Origin of the sequence: Okeania sp. KiyG1 (assembly GCF_014132355.1) — a bacterium.
Taxonomy (GTDB): Bacteria; Cyanobacteriota; Cyanobacteriia; order Cyanobacteriales; family Microcoleaceae; genus Okeania.
Genome location: NZ_BLZO01000093.1, coordinates 197021 through 205974 on the forward strand (window position 1 = coordinate 197021; position 8954 = coordinate 205974).

Below are 8954 nucleotides of genomic sequence, written 5' to 3' on the forward strand. Positions count from 1 at the left end.
TTATACAGGTTTTTTTAAGTCAAAAGTCAAAAGCCAAAAGCCAAAAGCCAAAAGCCAAAAGCCAAAAATTATTATTATGTCAATTAAGCTCTTCTAAAGCACCTTTTTAGTAAGCATTTCCTGCGGAATGCTTACCCTTTTTAGGAGTCTAGAAGAAAGGGTATTTATACAGGAAGTATAATACTTTGGGATTAGAACTAAATTATCGGGTGTGCTGACTAAATTTTATCGTTAGAAGAGTAGAAAAAAATATGAATTACTGCCTTAAAGAAAATTGCCAAAATCCTAATTCTCCACCAGAAGCTAGAATCTGTTTAGCTTGTGATTCTATGCTATTTCTAAAAGACCGCTATAGGGCCATTAAACTGATTGGTCAAGGAGGCTTCAGCAAAACTTATTTAGCAGTAGATCAAGACAAACCTTCTAAACCACCATGTATAATTAAACAATTTTATTTCATCTCACAAAATGAAGTAGATATAAAAAGAGCGATCGCTTTGTTTGAAGAAGAAGCAGAAAAACTAGATATTTTAGGAAAACATCCTCAAATAGCTGAATTATTAGCAAATTTACATGATGATTATTGTCAATATTTAGTCCAAGAGTTTATTCCTGGAAAAAATTTAACTCAAGTTTTAGAAACAGAGGGAATATTTTCCGAATATCAAATTCGAGAATTATTAAATAGTCTGCTGCCAGTGCTAGAATTTATTCACTCTCACAAAATTATTCATCGAGATATTAAACCTGAAAATATTATTCGTCGTTTACCATCAAATTCTGCTTATCAAGGCGGAATAAAAGGTCAATTTGTATTAGTAGATTTTGATCTAGCAAAACAGTTAACTGGAACTCCAATATTTAAACCAGGCACAATTGTATGTACTCCTGAATATGCAGCCCCAGAACAACTCAAAGGTAGAGTAAATTTTGCCAGTGACCTATACAGTTTAGGCGTAACCTGTATCAATTTACTAACCAATATTTCTCCATTTAAACTATTTGATACTGGAGAAAATAAATGGGTATGGCGAGATTATTTAATAGATAATCCGATTAGCGAAGAATTGGGAAATATTCTCGATAAATTAATTGCTGAAGCTACAAATAAACGTTATAAATCTGCCACAGATGTTTTAAAAGATTTGAATCATGGAAAATTACCATCCCCACCTACACCATCTTTACTCAAACTTTCATTCCCAAAAATTTCTCTCAAAGATACAAATTATGTACCAGGATTACATCTTTATTCTTGGGGAAAACCTCAAACTATTTCCGGTCATTTAAGTTCAGTTTCATCAGTTGCTATTAGCCCAGATAATCAAATGATTGCTAGTGGTAGTTTTGACCGGACAATTAAATTATGGAAATTATCTACAGGAGAATTATTAGACTCTTTTATAGCTTCTAATATAGTTTTATCAATTGCCTTTAATCCTAAAAGTAATATCCTAGCTATTGGCAATGTTGGTGGAATTATTAATATTTGGGATTTAGCTACAGGTACGATAAGTTGCAGTTTATCCAGACATTCTAATTCTATTGTTTCAATGCCAGTAGTATTTAGCCCAAATGGAGATTTTATTGCCAGTGGCAGTGACGACAGGACTATAAAAATTTGGCATCAAAAAACTTGTCAACTTTTGTACAGCATCAAAAATTCTCGTGGCATTAATGTAGTTGCTTTTAGTCCGGATGGTAAAATTCTAGCTAGTGGTAGTAGCGATAATGTAATTAAATTATGGGAAGTAGAAACAGGTAATCTTATAGATAAATTAATCGGACATAGTAGAGATATTAATACAATTGCTTTTAGTCCTGATGGTAAAGTTTTAGTCAGTGGTAGTAGTGACAAAACAATTAAATTATGGTCTGTAGAAAAATCCAAATTAATTAAAACAATTACTGGGCATTCTGATTGGGTTAGGTCTGTAATTTGTTTGGATAAAAAAACAATAATTAGTGGCAGTGCAGATAAAACTATTAAGATTTGGAATATGGAAACTGGAGAAGTTATTAAGACTTTAAACGGGCATTCTAAGGATGTAAATTCTGTAGCAATTAGTAGTTATGATAATACAATTGTGAGTGGAAGTAGTGACAATACCGTAAAAATTTGGCGTTGTGAATAAGAGGTTAAATAAGTGCTTTTAATAAGGCTTTACTGAATAAATTTGGTTGTGCGTCAAGAAAGTGTGGTTCGTGTGGGGACCCACCCCTAACCTCCTGGGAGGGGAATGTGAGGACCCACCCTAGCCCCTCCCCCGACCGTGGAGGGGAATGTGGGGAGGGTGGAGAGAGCTGAGAAAGTAGGAGGAATAATTCTACCTGTATCTTTTCCTAACTTTTTGGTCCAAGAAGCTTAAATATTTGCACCCCCTTCGCGACCAAAATGCGCTAAGGCTTTATATATCAGTGCTTTTAGATTAGATTCGCCAGCCATACTTACTTATCCCACACTTTACGCTCTGCACAACCATAAATTTGAAACTTCGATCGTGGTTGAGAAAACTATTAAATACAGGACTTACACAAATTATTAGACAATACGCTATCTGTAGGGGGCAAATGCCATTCGCCCCTACTAGATATGGCGTTTGGTGCGTAAGTCCTGAAATAATAAGTTATACCAAATTGATAAATGTTTGCTACAAATAGTTAGGATATTTATTATAATTTATAATTTATAATTTATAATTTATAATTTAGAATGCAGAATGGATAGATTTAATACCATTTTTGATGTTGCAAATTACCTTTTTCGTAAAACAGACTTTATCTGAAAGTCTTTTTCTGGTGCTTATTATTAGTAACATTCTTTTTAAAAATGGTATTATAATAAAGTTTTTGTTTGTAGTTGTGCTTTAGCCCTAATACTAAGTATTGTAAAGGCTAAAGCCCAACTACGAGCCTAGTCGAAGGAAAAGGCGCGGACATATCAAAAGTAAAACTCAGACAACGCCAAATTTTTCCCCCTTCCCCCTTTCCCCTTCCCTCTTCCTTCTTCCTTCTTCCCTCTTCCTTCTTCCTTCTGCTATAGAAACTGTTTTAAATCTCCCGGCGCAACTGTACCATATTCTGTCATAATTCCTGCAATTAATTCCGCAGGGGTAACATCAAATGCAGGATTATAAAATTCTACTCCTTCCGGACAAATGCGTGTTTCTCCTACTTGATATATTTCCACCGCATCTCTCTCTTCAATTGGTATTTGACTGCCATCAGATATTTTGAAGTCTATTGTTGATAGAGGTGCTGCCACAAAAAAAGGAATATTATGTTCTTTAGCAACGATCGCTAAACTATAAGTACCAATTTTATTAGCAGTATCTCCGTTAGCAGCAATTCTATCAGCTCCAACCACTACAGCATGAATTAAACCTTGTTTCATACAGTGAGCAGCCATATTATCACTTATTAAGGTGACAGGAATATTTTCTTGCACGCATTCCCAAGTCGTGAGTTTTGCACCTTGGAGACGGGGACGAGTTTCATCCGCGTAGACTTTTGCTAACCTTCCCTCTCGCCATGCTGAACGAATAACACCCAATGCTGTACCATAACCAGCAGTAGCTAAAGCACCAGCATTACAGTGAGTTAAAATATTCAATTTTTCTGGAGAAGTCGGTAAAACTTCTACCCCGCGATCGCCTATAGCTTGACAAGTCTGTAAATCTTCTGCTTGAATATTTTTAGCAGTTTCTAATAAAGCCGTTTGAATTTCTTCTACAGACCCAGTGGTATTATTTGCTACTTTCAACATTCGTTCAATTGCCCAAAATAAATTAACAGCAGTTGGGCGAGTTTGTCGTAACATAACAGCCACTTCTTCTAACTGTTTTAAGAACTCATTTCTATCAGTTAAAGAAATTTCTTTCGCCCCTAAATACATACCATAAGCTGCTGATACACCAATAGCTGGTGCCCCACGAACTATCATTGTTTTAATAGCTCTTGCCATTTCCGTAGAATTATTAATTTCTAAAGTTTTATATTCTCCAGGTAGGCAAGTTTGGTCAATTAATAAAACACGGTCATTTTGCCAGATAATAGGATTAACTTCTGTGATTTTAGACATCATAAATTTTCCCCATATATCAATAGATAATCAATATAGTAGGTTGGGTTAAGCGACAGCGCAACCCAACAATTACATTCAAGAATTTAGAATTTATAATTTAGAATTTAGAATTACCTCTTCTTATAAATAAGAGGATAAAAGGATTTTTTTCTTCTCTTGGTCGATTGGATATGGCTCCGAGACCCGCTCTTATCAGAGCCGCTCCGAAGATCGCCATCCCACCCTTCGGGAAGCTACGCTTTACATGTTGCGTAGCAAAACGACCGCTTTTTTCTCCATGAATGGAGAGGCTTTATACCTGAATTTTTCGGTAATTTTAAATAGACATCTCCAATAATAAAAAATCAAATTAATTATCCCACAGAAATTATCAATTCTTTCCCCCTACTACTCCTTAGCGAAAAATTGTGGTTTAAAGCCTCCCCTTTGAAGGGGATAATAAGCGGTCGAGGGATAGCGAGGTCTCCTCGCCATATCCATGAGACCAAGAGAAGAAAAATTTTCCTTTGAGTCAATCCTATCCGTTTTAAAGGAGAGGTAATTATTAATTATTAATTATTAATTATTAATTGTTAAATCCCTCTTTTCTGGAGATATCTAATTCTTCCTATCAAAATAATGAGTTAATAATTCATAGCTGATAGCTGATAGTTGACCGCTGAATGCTTGTATTTGTTGCCACCCTAATTTTAGCTTGCGTTGTAAATATTTACCCAATCCTTTATACAACTTTTGAAAATTGTATACAAATAAAATATTCATCATATCCTCTACTGTCAAAGATTTTAAATAATTCACTCCTTTATCAATCAACTCATCACTATCTTGCATATATCTCCTGCGCCCCATTTGTTCAGAAATGTTCCATTTAATAGCATATATTCTCTGCATTTCTCTTTGGTAGGAACGAAAACTAGATAAGCGTTTATCAAGATATTTTTCTATATACTTACTAGCAATTTCTGCATTATCCATACCATGTCTAATTCCTTCCCCACCCAACATATTAATAGTAGAAACAGCATCACCAATAGCAATAATATTATCTTGGTAATAAAGATCCTTTAATCCCACAGAATACCTAACAGTTGAACCATGAGAATCAATTAATTCATACTCCTCAAGTTTCATATAATCTTTAATCAATAGTTCTAGATACCATCTCATAGATTTGGTTTCAACTATTTGTTGATGTTCTAAATTAAACCGCGCCACACCTATTTTTAATCTGTGCTTTTCTGCCTCCATAGGAAAAATCCAAGAATAACCTTTTGGCATCCATTTATGACCTAAGAAAAAAATTAAATCCTTAGCGTATTTATCATATTCTCTTCCTTCAACTTCGATTAAATATTCAATTCCTGCAGCAGTTAAAAATTCAGGTTGCCTACTTTTTTTGTCATACATTACTGCTCTTGCTGGTCCCGTTGCATCAACCAAAACTTCTGTACTAACAGTAAATTTTTCACCTCCGAAACGCCTCATTTCTACAATAGTTTTTCCCTCTTCTTGAAAATGTCTAATGTAGCGACAACCCATCCAAACTTTACCGCCATAACTTTCCACTTCTCCCGCCAAAAATTCTCTAAGTTTGGCAAAATTTAAAACTGCTCCTAATATTTTTGGTGATGCCCAGGTATGATTAATATTAGTTGTCACAATACTAATTTTCTGCCAATAACTACCGACTACTGTTTTTGGCAAATCAAATTTATCGAGAGTTTTTTGAGGAGTTGCTGCACTAGAAAAGTCATTTTTATTAAATGTTTCGTGTTGTTCAACCAATAAAACTTTGCGTCCCAATTTTGCCAAACTTCTAGCACATTGACAACCTGCCGGACCCGCTCCAATAACTACTACATTAAAATCATTTCTACTATTCATAATTTATGATACTAAATACGGTTTAGTCAGATATCTGGTAGTCCTGTAGATGTATAGCGCTGCGCGCAGGCAACAGGCAATAGGCAACAGGCAACAGGGGGAATAAAAAGCTTATAATATAAGATTTTAGCTATTGGACACCTCCTGCAATTTGTAAATATCCCAGCGCACATTGCTATAGTGATATTTATAATTAAATCTCTTTACGGCTGTTTCAGTGGATACTAGACAAACACAGGGTTCACAAGCACATTTCATTTCAACTACAGTTGTCATGATTTCTTCTTCCTTATTATTCTTATTCTTTACTTTCAGCTTAACTGATATTTATAGAATTGGAAGTCAAATTTACATTTTTTAACAGCAAAAAATCATAATGATTCTTATTATTATTTTGAATAAAAAAAATTGAAATTGAAGATATAAAAATTATAATTATTCTCAAATTTTACTCAAGATTAAAGATGGAAAAAATTAGGATAAATTCAAACTAATAGAAACTATACAGGACTTACCGAAAAATTGTGGTTTAAAGCCTACCCTTTGAAGAGGATAATAAAGAAAAATTTTCCTTTGAATCAATCCTCTTCTTTTAAAGGAGAGGTAATTGTTAATTATTAATTATTAATTGTTAATTATTAATTGTTGAAGCATAACCACCAAACATAGTAGGGGTTAACGGCCGTTAACCCCTACAAATGGTCTATAATTTCGTATGCGTGCGTGCGTAAGTCCTTAAATATTTTTATAGATGTACCCAGACAAATAAAAGTAGTATTTAGCACATGACTCTAGCACTCGCAGGGGTCTAGGCCACAATCAGGACAATCACCTAAAACCGCTTGAACCAGTGAATTAGAGCTGTTTAAATTCAACAGGTTTGTTCGGGAACAGCGATTAACAGTAGTCGCACTGTGAGAAGCCTTAGATTCTAATGTTTGATCCATTATATATTTTCCTTGATTTTTAGGTTTTATTGAGTATACTATAGAACTTTAGGATTTGCAAGTTCAGTGATTTTACTTAAATTTACTTGATAGGATTTACAAGCTCAGTAATTTTACCCAAATTTATCAGGACTTATATCAAATCCGTTTAATTCGGCACGTAAAAAATGTTCCATCTTCAACCATTACCAAATATTTCTCGATATTCCCCTCCTCGGAGGGGTTAGAGGTGGGTTCCCATCTCCCCATCCCCCATCTCCCCATCCCCCCATCCCCCATAATTTGTCTCAAGTCTATATTACACCCATAATGTAGGGACGTTGCATGCAACGTCCCTACGGGTTTGAAAGAGCGCTAGTAGGGTGCGTTTCCGTTGTAGAAAAATTTTTGAGAATGGTATTACTCACCTACAACCTGCTTCAAAAATCCCACATGACAGGGCGATCGTCTAAAGAATCTGTGACTATCCGTCCGATCGCATCAATTTCTGCTAGCTCATTCTCAGATAATTTAACATCTCCAGCTTTAGCATTAGCAGTCGCTTGTTCGGCATTTCTTGCTCCAACGATAGCATTTGTCTGGGGTTGAGCTATTAACCAGGCGATCGCTAGTTGAGCTAAACTGCATTGTTTACTTTCCGCAATAGGACGCAGTTTTTCTAAGGATGTTTGCACTCGTTCGTAGTTTTCTTTGATATAAAAAGTCTATTTTTAGCACGATGGTCGCCTTCAGCAAATTTATGGTCAGGTCCGAATTTACCTGTTAATAATCCCTGTGCTAATGAAGAATAAGCAATAATAGAAATATTATTTTCAACACAGTAAGGCATTTCTTCTTTTTCTATTTTTCGCCAGAATAAAGAATAGGGTGGTTGAGTACTATCAATTTGACCATATTGAGCTGCTTCTGCTGTTTGTTCGCCAGAAAAGTTAGACACACCAATTGCTCGAATTTTCCCCTGCTCTTTCAGTTTATTTAGAGCATTCATTGTTTCTGCAATTGGTACAATTTCACTATTAAATGAGCCAGATGGCCAGTGAATTTGATAGAGGTCAATATAATCAGTTTTCAGGTTTTTGAGGGAGCGATCGCAAGCTTCTATTACTTGGTCATATTTGAGATGATTGGGAAAAACTTTGCTTGCTAAAATTACTTTTTCTCGAATATCTCCGACTGCTTGAGCAACTATTCGTTCTGAGTAACCATCCCCATAAATTTCAGCAGTATCAATTGTGGTGATACCTGCATCAACAGCCGCTCTTATTCCTTTGATAGTTTCAGAATCTTCAATTCCCACCCACATCTTTTTTCCAGCTTGCCATGTACCCATAATGATTGGGGTAATTTCAATTTCTGAGTTACCTAATTTTCGCTTCTCCATCATCGTCTCCTAATTATTTTGAGTATAATTATAGCTATAACATATTGTGCATTAAGTCAAGAGTTACGATTGTATTTTAGGTATCCTAATTGTTAATTTATATATCAATGAATTGGATAATTTTTATTACTAAGCATTGAATACTTTTTTTCTTATTTAGACAATTTGTTTGGGGAAAATAATGTCTAGACAAATAGACATTATCTTGGTTGTCCTTAGTCTATTTTATGAAGTTTATGAAGAGAAAAAGCATTTTGAAATAATTACTGAGACTCTATCTTTATATTTAACCTAAATTTCTGTAAATTCACGACAGCAATTTGACTCAAAGCATAATTTTTTCAAATAAACTTGGGCATTTAGTAATAGACAGAGTTAAAATGTAGATAGTTCATTAATTGATAATGGATAATGGATAATTGATAATTACCTCTGGTTAAAACCGTCCTTGATTGAAAATAAGGAAATATTATTTCTTTTCTTGGTCGATTGAATATGGCTCCGAGACCTCGCCATCCCACCCTACGGAAGCTCCGCTAACGACCGCTTTTTTCCCTTTAAAAGGGGAGACTTCAAGGCGCGAATTATTTAATTATTAATTATTCGGTAAAGCTAAAGCGATCCGTAAAAAATTGCGATTATAAAAATCTTTAAAGAG

At 34.7% G+C, this 8954-nt stretch carries 5 protein-coding genes and 1 pseudogene; 1 reads left to right on the top strand and 5 read right to left on the bottom strand.

Annotated features, from left to right (window positions below; all coding sequences use genetic code 11):
• Positions 1-251 precede the first annotated feature (251 nt).
• The gene (locus SAGCYANO_RS22705) at positions 252-2135 is read left to right on the top strand and encodes a serine/threonine-protein kinase (RefSeq protein WP_202222149.1); all 1884 of its coding nucleotides are present in this window, start codon (positions 252-254) and stop codon (positions 2133-2135) included.
• A 902-nt stretch (positions 2136-3037) separates the two neighbouring features.
• On the opposite strand, the gene mtnA is transcribed toward SAGCYANO_RS22705, so the two are convergent.
• From mtnA to SAGCYANO_RS22730, 5 genes and pseudogenes are all read right to left on the bottom strand, one after another.
• A complete protein-coding gene (gene mtnA / locus SAGCYANO_RS22710) occupies positions 3038-4084 on the bottom strand; it encodes an S-methyl-5-thioribose-1-phosphate isomerase (RefSeq protein ID WP_202222150.1) in 1047 nt (348 codons plus the stop codon).
• A gap of 597 nt (positions 4085-4681) precedes the next feature.
• On the bottom strand, positions 4682-5968 hold the full coding sequence (locus SAGCYANO_RS22715; protein WP_202222151.1) for an NAD(P)/FAD-dependent oxidoreductase: 1287 nt from the start codon (positions 5966-5968) through the stop codon (positions 4682-4684).
• Between the two features lie 126 nt (positions 5969-6094).
• Positions 6095-6244, bottom strand: a complete 150-nt coding sequence (locus SAGCYANO_RS50580) for a hypothetical protein (RefSeq protein ID WP_202222152.1) — start codon at positions 6242-6244, stop codon at positions 6095-6097.
• Positions 6245-7053: 809 nt separating this feature from the next.
• Positions 7054-7206 carry a hypothetical protein gene (locus SAGCYANO_RS22725; protein ID WP_237396530.1) on the bottom strand — a complete coding sequence of 51 codons (153 nt, stop codon included), beginning with the start codon at positions 7204-7206 and terminating at the stop codon, positions 7054-7056.
• Between the two features lie 128 nt (positions 7207-7334).
• Positions 7335-8296 (bottom strand): annotated as a pseudogene (locus SAGCYANO_RS22730) (aldo/keto reductase).
• Between the last annotated feature and the right edge of the window lie 658 nt (positions 8297-8954).